Source organism: Micromonospora sp. NPDC005252 (assembly GCF_042872475.1).
Classification (GTDB): Bacteria; Actinomycetota; Actinomycetes; order Mycobacteriales; family Micromonosporaceae; genus Micromonospora.
Genome location: NZ_JBIAKN010000004.1, coordinates 595851 through 608632, shown reverse-complemented (window position 1 = coordinate 608632; position 12782 = coordinate 595851). Strand labels below are relative to the sequence as shown.

Annotated in this window: 11 protein-coding genes; 1 reads left to right on the top strand and 10 read right to left on the bottom strand. The window is 73.5% G+C overall.

Annotation, left to right across the window (positions count from 1 at the left end):
• Nucleotides 1-4 precede the first annotated feature (4 nt).
• Both def and ACFYPH_RS15820 read right to left on the bottom strand, forming a co-directional pair.
• Nucleotides 5-562 carry a peptide deformylase gene (gene def, locus ACFYPH_RS15825; RefSeq protein WP_354857793.1) on the bottom strand — a complete coding sequence of 186 codons (558 nt, stop codon included), beginning with the start codon at nucleotides 560-562 and terminating at the stop codon, nucleotides 5-7.
• Between the two features lie 110 nt (nucleotides 563-672).
• Nucleotides 673-3159 carry an ATP-binding protein gene (locus tag ACFYPH_RS15820; RefSeq protein ID WP_387182261.1) on the bottom strand — a complete coding sequence of 829 codons (2487 nt, stop codon included), beginning with the start codon at nucleotides 3157-3159 and terminating at the stop codon, nucleotides 673-675.
• Between the two features lie 248 nt (nucleotides 3160-3407).
• Between ACFYPH_RS15820 and ACFYPH_RS15815 the strand changes: the two genes are divergently transcribed.
• Nucleotides 3408-4688, top strand: coding sequence for a hypothetical protein (locus ACFYPH_RS15815; protein ID WP_387182258.1), 1281 nt, complete (start codon nucleotides 3408-3410; stop codon nucleotides 4686-4688).
• A 79-nt stretch (nucleotides 4689-4767) separates the two neighbouring features.
• Here ACFYPH_RS15815 and ACFYPH_RS15810 read toward each other — a convergent pair whose 3' ends face one another.
• The 8 genes from ACFYPH_RS15810 to pyrF form a co-directional block, all read right to left on the bottom strand.
• Entirely contained in the window at nucleotides 4768-5751 is a 984-nt protein-coding gene (locus ACFYPH_RS15810; protein ID WP_354857784.1) for an AAA family ATPase, read from the bottom strand.
• A 247-nt stretch (nucleotides 5752-5998) separates the two neighbouring features.
• Nucleotides 5999-7966: a primosomal protein N' gene (locus ACFYPH_RS15805; RefSeq protein WP_355067096.1), complete on the bottom strand. Its 1968-nt coding sequence runs from the start codon at nucleotides 7964-7966 to the stop codon at nucleotides 5999-6001.
• 59 nt (nucleotides 7967-8025) lie between these two features.
• Nucleotides 8026-9219 carry a methionine adenosyltransferase gene (gene metK, locus ACFYPH_RS15800; RefSeq protein WP_354862956.1) on the bottom strand — a complete coding sequence of 398 codons (1194 nt, stop codon included), beginning with the start codon at nucleotides 9217-9219 and terminating at the stop codon, nucleotides 8026-8028.
• A gap of 87 nt (nucleotides 9220-9306) precedes the next feature.
• Nucleotides 9307-10515 carry a bifunctional phosphopantothenoylcysteine decarboxylase/phosphopantothenate--cysteine ligase CoaBC gene (coaBC, locus tag ACFYPH_RS15795; protein ID WP_354862957.1) on the bottom strand — a complete coding sequence of 403 codons (1209 nt, stop codon included), beginning with the start codon at nucleotides 10513-10515 and terminating at the stop codon, nucleotides 9307-9309.
• Between the two features lie 14 nt (nucleotides 10516-10529).
• Nucleotides 10530-10793 carry a DNA-directed RNA polymerase subunit omega gene (rpoZ, locus tag ACFYPH_RS15790; RefSeq protein WP_007075826.1) on the bottom strand — a complete coding sequence of 88 codons (264 nt, stop codon included), beginning with the start codon at nucleotides 10791-10793 and terminating at the stop codon, nucleotides 10530-10532.
• Nucleotides 10794-10857: 64 nt separating this feature from the next.
• A complete protein-coding gene (locus ACFYPH_RS15785) occupies nucleotides 10858-11391 on the bottom strand; it encodes a guanylate kinase (protein ID WP_354862959.1) in 534 nt (177 codons plus the stop codon).
• A gap of 25 nt (nucleotides 11392-11416) precedes the next feature.
• Complete coding sequence (gene mihF / locus ACFYPH_RS15780; protein WP_007458370.1) at nucleotides 11417-11734, bottom strand: integration host factor, actinobacterial type; 318 nt, start codon at nucleotides 11732-11734, stop codon at nucleotides 11417-11419.
• Between the two features lie 178 nt (nucleotides 11735-11912).
• Entirely contained in the window at nucleotides 11913-12749 is an 837-nt protein-coding gene (pyrF, locus tag ACFYPH_RS15775) for an orotidine-5'-phosphate decarboxylase (protein ID WP_354862960.1), read from the bottom strand.
• Between the last annotated feature and the right edge of the window lie 33 nt (nucleotides 12750-12782).

Genomic DNA, 12782 nt, shown 5'->3' with positions numbered 1-12782 from the left:
CGGGTCACCGACCCAGACCGAAGGGATCGCTGATGTGCGGGCTGAGCTTGACCGTGGGCGGGGCCGCCGCGTCGTACCACTCGGCCTGGCGGATCGCCTTCATGGCTTCCTTGCGCCCCTCCGGGTCCAGTCGGTCCAGGAAGAGCACCCCGTCGAGGTGGTCGGTCTCGTGCTGCACGCAGCGCGCCATCAGGCCGGTGCCGACGATCTGCATCGGGTCGCCGAACGAGCTGAAGCCCTTGGCGATGACGTTCTGCCGGCGCTTGGTGTCGAAGTAGAGCCCGGGGATGGACAGGCAGCCCTCGGGGCCGTCCTGCTCCTCCTCGTCCGGGAACTCCAGCACCGGGTTGACCAGGTGCCCGAGCACGTCGTCGACGTCGAAGGCGAACACCCGCAGGCTGACACCGAGCTGCGGCGCGGCCAGGCCGGCGCCGTTCTGCTCACGCATCGTGTCGGTGAGGTCGGCGACGAGCCGCCGTAGCTCGGCGTCGAAGTCGACCACCGGATCGGCCGGCGTGCGCAGCACCGGATCCCCAAAAAGACGGATGGGCTGGACGGTCACGCGGGACGGCTCCTTCATCAGGCGGGCGAGCGGTGCCGTACCAGTCTACGGAGTGCTCCCGAGCGCCCCGGCCGGCGTACCTCGATCGGCCACCGCCGGTGTGCCCAGCGTCACCCCGCTTCGCCCCGGCCGGCCGCCGCCCCGGCCAGCAGGGCGCGGACCCGCTCGCCGTCGGGGTGACCGAGGTCGTCGAGGATGCCCAGGGCACGCCGCCAGGTACGCGCCGCGCCGGCCGGGTCCCCCGCCGCGCGCCGGCTCTCGCCGAGCCGGGCGAGGGTGTCCGCCTCGTCGTAGCGGTCGCTGATCCGCCGGTACAGCCGCAGCGCCCGCCCGTAACAGCGGACCGCCTCCCGGTGGTCGCCCAGCCGCGCGTGGATGAAGCCGAGGCTGTCCCAGGTGTTCGCCTCACCGTGCCGGTCCCCGGTCCGGCGCAGCAGCGCCAACGCCTGCTCGCAGTGGGCGAGCGCCGGGCGGTACTGGCCGAGCTGGGCGTGCGCCCAACCCACCGCGTTGCGGGCGCTGGCCTCCCCGGCCAGATGGCCGGCGTCCCGGTACAGCGCGAGAGCCCGCCGCACGTGGTCCAGCGCCTCGGCGTACCGGCCGAGGCCGTCGAGCATCGCGCCGAACGCCCGGTGGGTACGCGCCTGCCCGGTGTGGTCACCCAGCGCCCCGAAGAGCGCCAGGGCCTGCCGGTAGTTGCTCGCCGCCTCGTCCACCCGGCCCAGCCGGGACAGCACCCGGGCGAGGTCGCGGTGGGCGTTCGCCTGCCCGAGTCGGTCCCCCGCCCGCCGCGCCCCGGCCAGGGCGGTCCGCTGGGCGACGGCCAGATCCGGCCACCGCCCCCGGCGTTGCAGAAAGTCCACAAGCGTCCACGCGAGCTGCCAGGCGTGACCGTCGAAACCGGCACGTTTCGCGTGCGCGACCGCCGCCAGCAGCACCGGGTATTCGATGGTGAACCAGTCGAGCGCCTGCGCGTGGTCGGTGATCTCCTCGGGCGCCACACCCGGTGGGGCCGCCGCCAGTGCGACCGGATCGCGCCCCGGCTGCAGCAGCAGCGCGGCCGCGTGCGCGGTGTGCAGGTAGTGGTCCAGCCCGCGCCGGATCGCGGCCCGCCGTGCCTCGGGCGGCTCGAGTCGGTCGGCCTGCTCGGCGGCGTACGCCCGGAGCAGGTCGTGCGCGCCGAACCGGCCGGGGGCGTGCTCGCTGACCAGATGGGCGTGGGCCAGCTCCGCCAACAGCCGGGGCACCTGCTCCCGGGGCAGCCCCGCCAGGCTGGCCGCCGCGGCGACCCCGATGTCCGGGCCGGGGTGACAGCCGAACAGCCGGAACAGCCGTGCCGCCGCGGGCGTGAGGCTCCGGTACGACCAGGAGAAGACTGCCTGCACGTCGGTGCCGGCGTCGCCACCGTCGAAGGAGTCCAGCGGGCGCGGCGCCGCGCGCAACTCGGCGGCGAGGGTGGCCAGGGAGAAGGCGGGATTCGCCGCACTCCGCGCGGCGAGCACCGCCAGGGCCAGCGGCAGCCGCGCACATCGCTCGATTATCTCGTCCACGGCCTGCGGCTCGACCGCCAACCGGTCGGCGCCGAGCCGCCGGGCCAACAGCTGCCAGGCCTCGGCGGCGCTGAGCAGCTCGACGCCGACCGGCCGGGCACCCTCGGTGGCGACCAGGCCGGCCAGCAGGTTACGGCTGGTCACCAGGACCAGGCAGGTCGGGCTGCCGACCAGCAGCGGGCGAACCTGGTCGGCATCGCGGGCGTTGTCCAGCAGCACCAGCATCCGGCGACCGGCGAGCAGGCTGCGGTAGAGCCCCACCTGCGCGGGTAGGTGGGTGGGGATCCGTGCGGGCGGCACCTCAAGGGCCTCCAGGAAACCCCGTACCGCCTCGACGGTCGTCACCACCGTTCCCGTGGAGTCGAATCCGCGCAGGTCGACGTAGAGCTGGCCGTCCGGGAAGCGGTCGGCGACCCGGTGCGCCCAGTACACCGCCAGCGTCGTCTTGCCCACCCCGGCCGTGCCGGACAGCGTCACCACGGTGGCCGGCGCCCGGCCGCCGTCGCCGGAGGTGTCCAGGCCGGCACAGGCGACATCGAGCTGGGCGAGCTGGGCGGCACGTCCGACGAATCCGGGCAGCGCCGGGGGCAGTTGGCGGGGCACGGGGAAGCGGGTCGGGGCGGCCCGGGTGCCGCCGCTGCGGGCCCGTACGGCCCCGGCGCCCGCCCGGCCGGTGGCCGCGTGGTCCCGCGTCGGACGTCGACGTCGCTCCTCGATCCGGTCCCGCGCGGTGGCCAGCACTCCCTGCTCGGTGGGGGTCGCCCCGAGCAGCCGGATGAGCGCGTCGAACCGCTCCGGCGGGGGCAGGATGTGGCCGGCGAAGTACTCCCCGATGATCCCGCGCGACCAGCCGGTCTTCGCCGCCAACTGCCGGTACGTCAGCCGCGTCTCCCCCTGCTGCCGGGCTTCGCGGCGGCGCAGCTGGCGCAACAGGCCGGCCAGCTCTGACAGGGTCTGCGCCTCGACACCGCCGCGGGCCACGTCGAACGCCGCGGGCGGCCCCTGCGGTGCTCGACGAACGCCGGACGGTACCCGTTGGTCGGACATGCGGCCCCCACCCCCTACCGGTCACCCGGCCGCCCCGGGTGCCGACACGGGCAGGCTAGTTGCGGTCACACACCGCTAGATAGGAGGCGGCCGATGTCTGACAGTTCCACATCGGACCTCTGCCCCGTCCGGCGGTGTCCGACGGTGTCCAGTCCCGTCCAGGATCGCCGTGCTGAACCGACGTCTCGTGCCACCGTCCCTGGTGCGGGTTCGGCCCGCGCCACGAAACCCTGGGGAAGGGGCACCAGATGATCCGTCCACACCCGACCGTTCGACGGTCCACGACGATGCTGCGTCGCATCGCCGTCACCGCCTGCGGCCTCACGCTGCTCGTCGCGGGCGTGAGCGCCGCACCGGCCACCGCCGCGCCGAAAGGCAAGGCCACCACCACCGGATCGTTCGTCGACAGCACGGCGGTGCCCGGCGGCTTCGCCTCCTGGTCGGAGCTACTCGGGTTGCAGCAGCGGATGAACACCGCCGCCGCGCAGATCACCAACGGGGCGCAGCGCAGCGCGAACTCCGGCTTCGCCGGTATCGTCGCCGATCCCACCACCCGTCAGCTCCAGGTCTACTGGAAGGGCGAGCCGCCGGCCCGCCTCGTGGCCAACGCGCGGGCCACCGTCGCGACGACGGTGCTGCCCGCCGCGTACTCACAGCGGGAGCTGATGGTCGCGGCCGACCGGCTGCGCGCCACGGCCGGCGACAAGATCACCACGGTGGGGCCGCGCGCCGACGGCGCCGGCCTGCTCGTCGGTACGCAGAGCGGGCTGCTCGGCGCGACGGCTCTCGCCGGCGTCCCGGTGACCGTGCAGACCGGCGTCGCCGCCGCGCCCGCGACCCGGTGGGACGACACGTCGCCCTGGTGGGGTGGCGCAGCGTGGCGCAACACCGCCACCGGTGGCGGCTGCTCGACCGGCTTCGGGGTCTTCCAGGGCGGGGTGTCGCGGATGCTCTCCGCAGCGCACTGCGCCAACCTCAACGTCCTCGCGACCGACCCGACCGGGCAGACGATCGGCACCGTCGGAACCCGCAACGTCAGCAGCGACACCCTGCTCATCGCCGGCAGCTCCGGCGGCCGGGTCTTCAACAACAGCACCGACGCGGCCGGCGGGGTGGTCAGCGAGTTCAGCAACCAGGTGATCGGCGCGCAGGCCAGCCAGGTCGGCAACTGGGTGTGCACCTCCGGCGCGTACTCCGGCACCCGCTGCTCGATCCAGGTGAAGGCCCGCAACCTGTGCATCAACGTGCGTAACTTCGGCACGGTCTGTGGCCAGGTGCAGGCCGAGAACACCACCCGCACCAACGCCGTCGGCCAGGGCGACAGCGGCGGCCCGGTGGAGATCGTGAACCCGGCGAACACCCTCCAGGTCTGGGCGACCGGCACGAACACCGCCATCGACGACACCAACACCGCGACGGCGTGTACGGGCTACGTCCCCACCGGGCGGGTGTGTGCCTGGCGGATGTACTACGAGGACATCTTCTCCGGCATGGCCGGCGTCGGCGCCTCGGGCGTGGTCCTGGGCTGACGCCTCGCGGCGAACCGTCGGTCGACCCGACGGCCGGGCCGGCGCGCACCCCGCGCGCCGGTCCGGTTCCGCGCTGGGCTCAGGCGCCGACGCCCCGGTCCGCGGCGAGCACGGCGTCGCCGCCGAGCAGCGCCGGCTCGGGCAGCGGCAACTGGATCTTGTGGGCCGCCTCCCAGTCGTAGACCAGGCCGGGGCGCACGTGCGCGGCGAAGTAGTCCACGGCGCTCATCCCGCCCACCACCGGCTCGTCGACCTCGGCGACCAACTGGGCGGGGACCAGGGAGAAACCGTTCTGGACGGCGGCGCTGAGCCGACGGTGACCGTCGACGACGAAGAAGTACTCGCCGGTGAAGCCGATCTTCAGCGGCTCCAGGGACTCGTCGCCGGCCTCGGCCACGTCGCCGACGAACTCGCTGTCCCAGAGCCCGCGCAGGGTCGCGATGTCCTCGGTCGGGTAGATCCGCGCCGGGTCGAGCAGCAGCAGCGGCGAGCCGTCGCGCAGCACGTCGGCGCCGAGCGTGCCCTCGTACGCGGCGATGATGTGCTCGACCACCTCGGCGGCGGAGGCCCGGGTCGTGTCGCAGATCAGGTCATAGTTGCGCAACCGTGCCTTGTCCACCCCGTAGCGGACGATGAACCGGCTGCGCTCGCTCTCGCTGCGCTCGCGGAGCTTGGCCTTCGCCTCCTCCAGCGAGGCGTAGCTCTCCGCCGGGCCGGACGGGCGGGCCAGCACCCGACGGGCCGCCTCCCCCGGCTCGGTGATCATGTGCACCTTGAGCGCGTCGGTGAAGAAGTGCCAGGCCAGCCGCGAGTCCATGATCAGATGCTCGCCGGAGGCGGCGATGTCGCGCTGGAGCTGATCGACGTAACCGTCGACGGCCTGGTCCAGCTCGGCGTGCAGATTGAGCTGCAGGGCGGTCATCTGCCGCTGCTGCGCCATCTCCCGGTAGAGGTCGCCCACGCTGACCCGGCGCATGCCGAGCCGCTTGGCGATCTCCACCGACACGGTGCTCTTGCCGCTGCCGAGGTCGCCGTTGAAGACGATCGATTGTCGAACGGTCACGACTGGTCCACCCCTGATAACCGGCTTCCTGACATCATCGACATCGCGTCCGACCGGCGCGTTCCCGGCCCGCCCGCCTTCGGGCGGTGCCGTGACCTGGGGCCGTCGTACGACCGAGCATGACGGGCGATGCTACCACCTCGGCGCCAGCGCTTTGCCGGACGCGGTGTGCGGGCGCCACCCGTCAGGCCGGCTTCCGCCCGCCGGCCGCGCCCCCCGGGAAAGCGGCCGCGCCCTGGGAAAACGGTCAGAACAGGCTCAGCGGATCGACCTGGAGACGAACCGGATCGGCGGCCTTGCGGGCGGTGCGCACCCCGGCGGCCGAGTGCAGGGCCTCGGCGAGCGCGGCGGCCCGCGCCCGGGGCACCCGGACCAGCATCCGCTCGCGCCCCTCGTCGGCCGGCACCGGCCCGAGCACCTCGGCGTCGCCGGGCAGCCGGGCCGCGGCGAGCAGGTCGGCCACCGCCTCGGCCGGGCCGGTGACGCTGGCCATCCGCACCGCCGGCGGGAAACCCAGCTCGCGGCGCTCGGCCAGTTCCCGGCCGGCGAACCAGGCGGCGTCCCAGCGCAGCAGCGCCTGCACCGGGGCGAGCGCGCCGTCGGCGACCACCACCACCCGGCCGGCCGGCGCCGGGCGGGCCAGGGCCGTCGCGGCCAGCCACCGGCGCAGCGCCTCCTCGCCGGCACGCAGGTCGGCCCGGGTCAGCAGGGCCCACGAGTCGAGCAGCAGCACCGCGCCGTAGCCGCCTTCGGCGACCGGCTCGGCGCCGGGGGTGGCGACCACCAGCGCCGCACCGCCGGGCACGTCGGTCAGCACCTCCTCCCGTCCCGAGGTCCGCACCGGCACGTCGGGAAAGGCCCGGCCCAGCTCCTCGGCGGTACGTCGGGCACCGGTCACCGCGGCGCGCAGCCGCCGCCCGCCGCACTGCGGGCAGGCGTACGCGGCGGCGACCCGGGCGCACCACCGGCAGGCGGGGGTGCCGCCGGCCGACGGCAGCGCGAGCGGGCCGGCGCAGTGCGCACAGCGCGCCGGGGTACGACAGTCGGCGCAGGAGACCGAGGGCAGGTAGCCCCGCCGGGGCACCTGCACGAGCACCGGCAGGTCCGCCCGGAGGGCGTCACGGGCGGCCGTCCAGGCGAGGCTGGGCAGCCGCGCGGTGGCCGCACCGGGATCACGGGCGAGCTGTGGGTCGTCACCGGTCGGCGCGATGGCCGGGATACGCGCCCGCACGGTGGCCCGGTCGGCGACCACCTCCCGGGCCCAGCCGGTCTCCAGCAGCAGTTGTGCCTCGGCCGTACGGGCGTACCCGCCGACCAGCGCGCCGGCCTCGCCGAGCTGCGCCCGGGTGAGCAGCACGTCGCGGGCGTGCGGATAGGGCGCCCGGGGTTCGGAGTGCAGGTCGTCCCCGTCGTCCCAGACGGCGACGAGACCGAGCCGGGGCACCGGGGCGAACATCGCGGCCCGGGTCCCGATGACCACCGGCACCTGCCCGCGCCGGGCGGCGAGGAACGCCCGGTAGCGCCGGGCCGGCCCGAGGGCGGCGGAGAGGCTGACGTGCCGCCCCGGGCCCAGCACGCCGGTCAGCGCGGCGTCGAGGCGGTCGAGGTCACGGGCGTCGGGCACCACGACAACGGCCCCCCGCCCACCGGCGACGGTGGCGGCCACCGCGTCGGCGTAGCGGGCTGCCCAGTTCTCGCCGGGCAGCGCGGACCAGACCGCGCGGGGCGCCCGGCCGTCGGTGAGCGCCCGCAGCAGCGCCGGCCCGGTCGGGTAGTCCCGCCACCCTCTCGGGTCGACGGCCTCCCCCGGCACGACGGCCTCCCCCGGCTCGACGGGGCCAACCGCGTCGCTGGCAGCACCGGATTCGGGGGTCGGGGTGGGCTGTTCGTCGTGGGGTTCCTTCTCGACCCGGGCGTGCCGGGGTGGCACGGCGAGCCGGAGCACGTCGGCCAGGTTGCCCGCGTACCGGTCGGCGACCGCCCGGGCCAACCGGGCGATCTCGGGGGCCAGCACCGGCTCGGGCGAGACGACCTTCTCCAGGTAGGCGAGCCGGCCGGTGTGCCCGGAGTCGTCCGCCCGGGCCAGCAGCCAGCCGTCGACCAACTGCCCCGCGAAGCGCACCTTCACCCGGGTGCCGGGCACCGCCACGTCGTCGAGTTCGGCCGGCACCAGGTAGTCGAACGGCCGGTCCAGGTGCGCCAGCGCGACGTCCACGCAGACGCGCGCGACCGGCGACCCGTCCGCGGGTCGCCGGTCGCTACGCCTGGTGGCGGTCAGGCTCCCGCGGCCGACTTGAGGTCGGCGGCCCGGTCGGTGCTCTCCCACGACAGGTCCGGCAGCTCCCGGCCGAAGTGGCCGTACGCGGCGGTCTGCTGGTAGATCGGGCGGAGCAGGTTGAGGTCCCGGATGATCGCGGCCGGACGCAGGTCGAACACCTCGGAGACGGCTTTCTCGATCGAGGCCACCGGCACGGTCTCGGTGCCGAACGTCTCGATGAACAGGCTCACCGGGTGCGCCTTGCCGATGGCGTAGGCGACCTGCGCCTCGCACCGCTCGGCCAGGCCGGCGGCGACCACGTTCTTGGCCACCCAGCGCATCGCGTACGCGGCCGAGCGGTCCACCTTGGACGGGTCCTTGCCGGAGAACGCGCCGCCGCCGTGCCGGGCGTACCCGCCGTAGGTGTCGACGATGATCTTGCGGCCGGTCAGGCCGGCGTCACCCATCGGGCCGCCGATCTCGAACCGGCCGGTCGGGTTGACCAGCAGCCGGTAGCCGTCGGTGTCCAGACCGAGGCTCTCCAGCTCGGGCGCGATGACGGAGTCGCGCACGTCGGGGGTGAGCAGCGACTCCAGCGAGATGTCCGCGGCGTGCTGGCTGGACACCACAACGGTGTTCAGGCGGACCGGGCGCAGCCCCTCGTACTCGATGGTGACCTGGGTCTTGCCGTCCGGGCGCAGGTACGGGATGGTCCCGTCCTTGCGCACCGCGGCGAGCCGGCGGGCCAGCCGGTGGGCCAGGGCGATGGGCAGCGGCATCAGCTCGGGGGTCTCCGAACAGGCGAAGCCGAACATCATGCCCTGGTCGCCGGCGCCCTGGGCGTCCAGCGCGCTCTCCGAGGCACCGGTCCGCAGCTCGAAGGCGTTGTCCACGCCCTGCGCGATGTCCTCGGACTGCGCGCCGATCGAGACGCTGACCCCGCAGGACGCGCCGTCGAAACCCTTCTTCGACGAGTCGTAGCCGATGTCGAGGATGGTGCGCCGGACGATGGTGGGGATGTCGGCGTACGCCTTCGTGGTGACCTCACCGGCGATGTGGACCTGGCCGGTGGTGATCATGGTCTCGACCGCGACCCGGCTGTGCGGGTCCTCGGCGAGCAGCGCATCGAGGATGCCGTCGCTGATCTGGTCGGCGATCTTGTCCGGGTGGCCTTCCGTGACCGATTCGGACGTGAAGAGGCGGCGTGTCACGGCACTCCTAAGCGTGTGAGGTCGTTCCGCGGCAGTCTAGTCACCGCTGCGGCCGGTGTCGGGGTCGGTCGCGCGCTGTTCCACCCGTCAGGAGCGGTTGGCCAGCCGCGCCACGACGAGGTCCCACACGGTGTCGGCCACGGCCTCCTTGGCCTGCTCCGGCAGACGGCTCACCGAGCCGTCTGCGCCGATGACCGTCACCGTGTTGGTGTCGGCGCCGAAGACCCGGTCCGGGCCGACCTCGTTGACCACGATCAGGTCGGCCCGCTTCCGGGCGAGTTTCGCCCGGCCGTTGGCCTCCGCGTCGCCGGTCTCGGCGGCGAACACCACCAGCACCTGCTCCGGTCGCTTGCGCTGGCCGAGCTCCGCCGCGATGTCCGGGTTCGTGACGAGCTCGATGGTGGGAGCGACACCGTCGTCCGACTTCTTGATTTTGCCAGGCGCGTACGTCGCCGGTCGGAAATCGGCCGGAGCCGCCGCCATCACGACCGCGTCGGCCTCGGCGGCGGCCTTGAGGGTCGCCTCGCGCAGCTCGGCGGTCGTGCCGACGCGGACCAGGTCGACCCCGGCGGGGTCGGCGAGGGAGACGTTGGCCGCGATCAGCGTGACCCGCGCGCCCCGGGCGACCGCCGACCGGGCGAAGGCGTAGCCCTGCTTGCCGGAGGAGCGGTTGCCGAGGAAACGGACCGGGTCCAGCGGCTCGCGGGTGCCGCCGGCGGTGACCACCACCCGGCGGCCGGCCAGGTCGGCGGGGGCGGACACGCCCCGAGCGAGGACCTGGCGGGCGACCGCGAAGATCTCCGCCGGGTCGGGTAGCCGGCCCTTGCCGGTGTCGACGCCGGTGAGCCGCCCGACGGCCGGCTCGATGACCCGCACGCCCCGGGCCCGCAGCGTGGCGACGTTGGCGACGGTGGCCGGATGCTCCCACATCTCGGTGTGCATGGCCGGAGCCAGCACGACCGGGCAGCGGGCGGTCAGCAGCGTGTTGGTCAGCAGGTCGTCGGCGAGCCCGTGGGCGGCCTTGGCCAGCAGGTCGGTGGTGGTCGGCGCGACCACCACCAGGTCGGCCTGCTTGCCGAGGCGGACGTGCGGCACCTCGTGCACGTCGGACCAGACGTCGTCGGCGACCGGTTGACCGGAGAGCGCCGCCCAGGTCGGCGCCCCGACGAACTTCAGCGCCGACGCGGTCGGCACGACCCGGACCCGATGGCCCGACTCGGTGAAGAGTCGCAGCAGCTCACACGCCTTGTAGGCGGCGATGCCGCCGCCGACCCCGAGGACGATCGAGGCGGACATCGACGGGTGCGGGTTTACGGCTGGTCGGTCGGCTCAGCGGTGAGCAGGCCCGCGTTGATCTCGCGCATGGCGATGGAGAGGGGCTTCTCCTGCGGGGTCGTCTCGACGAGCGGACCGACGTACTCCAGGAGGCCCTCACCGAGCTGGCTGTAGTAGGCGTTGACCTGGCGCGCGCGCTTGGCGGCGAAGATGACCAGCGCGTACTTCGACGTCGTCTTCTCAAGGAGCTCGTCGATCGGCGGGTTGGTGATGCCTTCGGGGTTGGCGATGGATCCCACGAATTAACCTCTGCGTCTTTCGAGCCGCGCGGACGCGGTGCTGAGTCTCAACGGCGGCCGGCCGTCAGCCGCGTACACGCGACCAGGCCGGATCCGGATAAGAAGAACCGAGTAAGCCTACCAGCTCGTCGGCGACCCGATCGGTGTGGTCGTGCGTCAGGGTGTGCGCGAAGGCGGCGGCCACGGCGGCGTCGGGCCGGTGCCCGGGCGGGATCAGCAGCACCAGCCGCGCGGCGGGCAGTCGCGCCCGCACCAGCCGGGCCCCGGCGACGTCGAGCGGGAGCAGGACCGGCTGCCCGGCGTCGAGCCGGGCGCGCAGCGGCGGGTCGAGGGTGCCCCGGTGGTACGCGCCGATCCGGGACCACTCCAGCAGGTCTCCGGTGGCCACCCGGCGTTCGAACTCGGCCGGGGCGAGGAAGACCCGTTGCTCTCCGTCCACCTCCGGTTCCCGGCGCGGCCTGGTCGTTGCCGGCACCGGGATCCACACGGACGGGAAACGCGCCCGAACGAGCTCGACGACACTCTCCCTGCCGGAACCCGAAGGTCCAGCCAGGACAGTGAGCCGAGCCGCCGGGCGCGCCTCGTCATCCGTGCTCACTGCTTGTTTCTACACGCTGCCAGGTTCAGTTGGCGGCGAACTCTCCAAGCAGTGCCTTGCGCTGCTGCTCGCCGAGGCCACGCAGGCGACGGCTGTCAGCGATCTTGAGCTTCTCCATGATCTGGGTAGCCCGGATCTTGCCGATGCCCGGCATCGCCTGCAGGACGGCCGAAACCTTGAGCTTGCCCACGACGTCGTCGCTCTCGGCCCGCTCGAGGACGGCACCGAGGGTGGTCTTGCCCTGCTTGAGCTGCTCCTTCAGCTCGGCACGGGCCTTGCGGATCTCCGCGGCCTTCTCGAGCGCGGCAGCGCGCTGTTCGGGGGTCAGTGACGGGAGCGGCACCAGTTCTCCTCAGGTCCCTATCGCGGCGGGCGGGGCGCACCGCCGCATCTGTGAAACGTGGTGTCGCTGTGAACCAAGGGGTCCGTGGTTCCCAGCGCGGGGAAAACTAGCGGTCAACGGAGCTTTCGGCAACGTGGGCGCGCGATGATCATCGCAAAGTGACCGAGCCGTCAGTCAGTCACCGGGCAGCCAGAACGGCCCGGCACTCGCCCGCCACCCGGTCCGCGGCGGCCCGCAGGGCGTCCGCGTCCGGTCCCGCCGACAGGACCTCCCGGGAGTACGACGGGAGCACCGAAGCGAGGCTGGAACCGAACACGGTACGCAGATCGGCGGCACCCGCACCCTGCGCGCCGAGCCCTGGAGCGAGCAGCGGACCCCCCACGCCGGAGAGGTCATGACCGGTGTCACCGATGGTCGCGCCGACCACCAGACCGAAGCTGCCGAGGGGGTCCGCACCCCGGTTGAGCTGGGAAATCTCGTCGATCACGGTCTGCGCGACGGTCCGCCCGTCGGCCGTACGGGCCCGCTGCACGGCCGCGCCCTCGGGGTTCGAGGTGAGGGCCAGCACGAAGACCCCGCCGCCGTGCTGGGCGGCCAACTCGAACATCGGCGCCAGCGAACCTACTCCCAGGTAGGGACTGGCCGTGACCGCGTCGACATACAGCGGGCTGGATGGATCAAGGTACGCGGAGGCGTACGCGCTGACCGTTGAGCCGATGTCGCCACGCTTGACGTCCAGAAGAACGAGCGAACCGGCTTCTCGTAACTGTCGGATAGTTGACTCAAGGATCGCCACACCGCGGGATCCGAATCGCTCGAAAAAGGCCGACTGAGGCTTGACCACCGCAACCCGGTCACCGAGGGCGTCCACCACGGTCCGGGAGAACCGGTCGAGGCCGTCGACGTCGTCCGCGAGGCCCCACCGGGCCAGCAGACCGGGATGCGGGTCGATGCCCACACAGAGCGGCCCGCGCTCGGTGACGGCCCGGTGCAGTCGGGTGCCGAAGCTCTCCATCTGTGCACTTCCCTTCTCGTCCGGGCGGCGGAC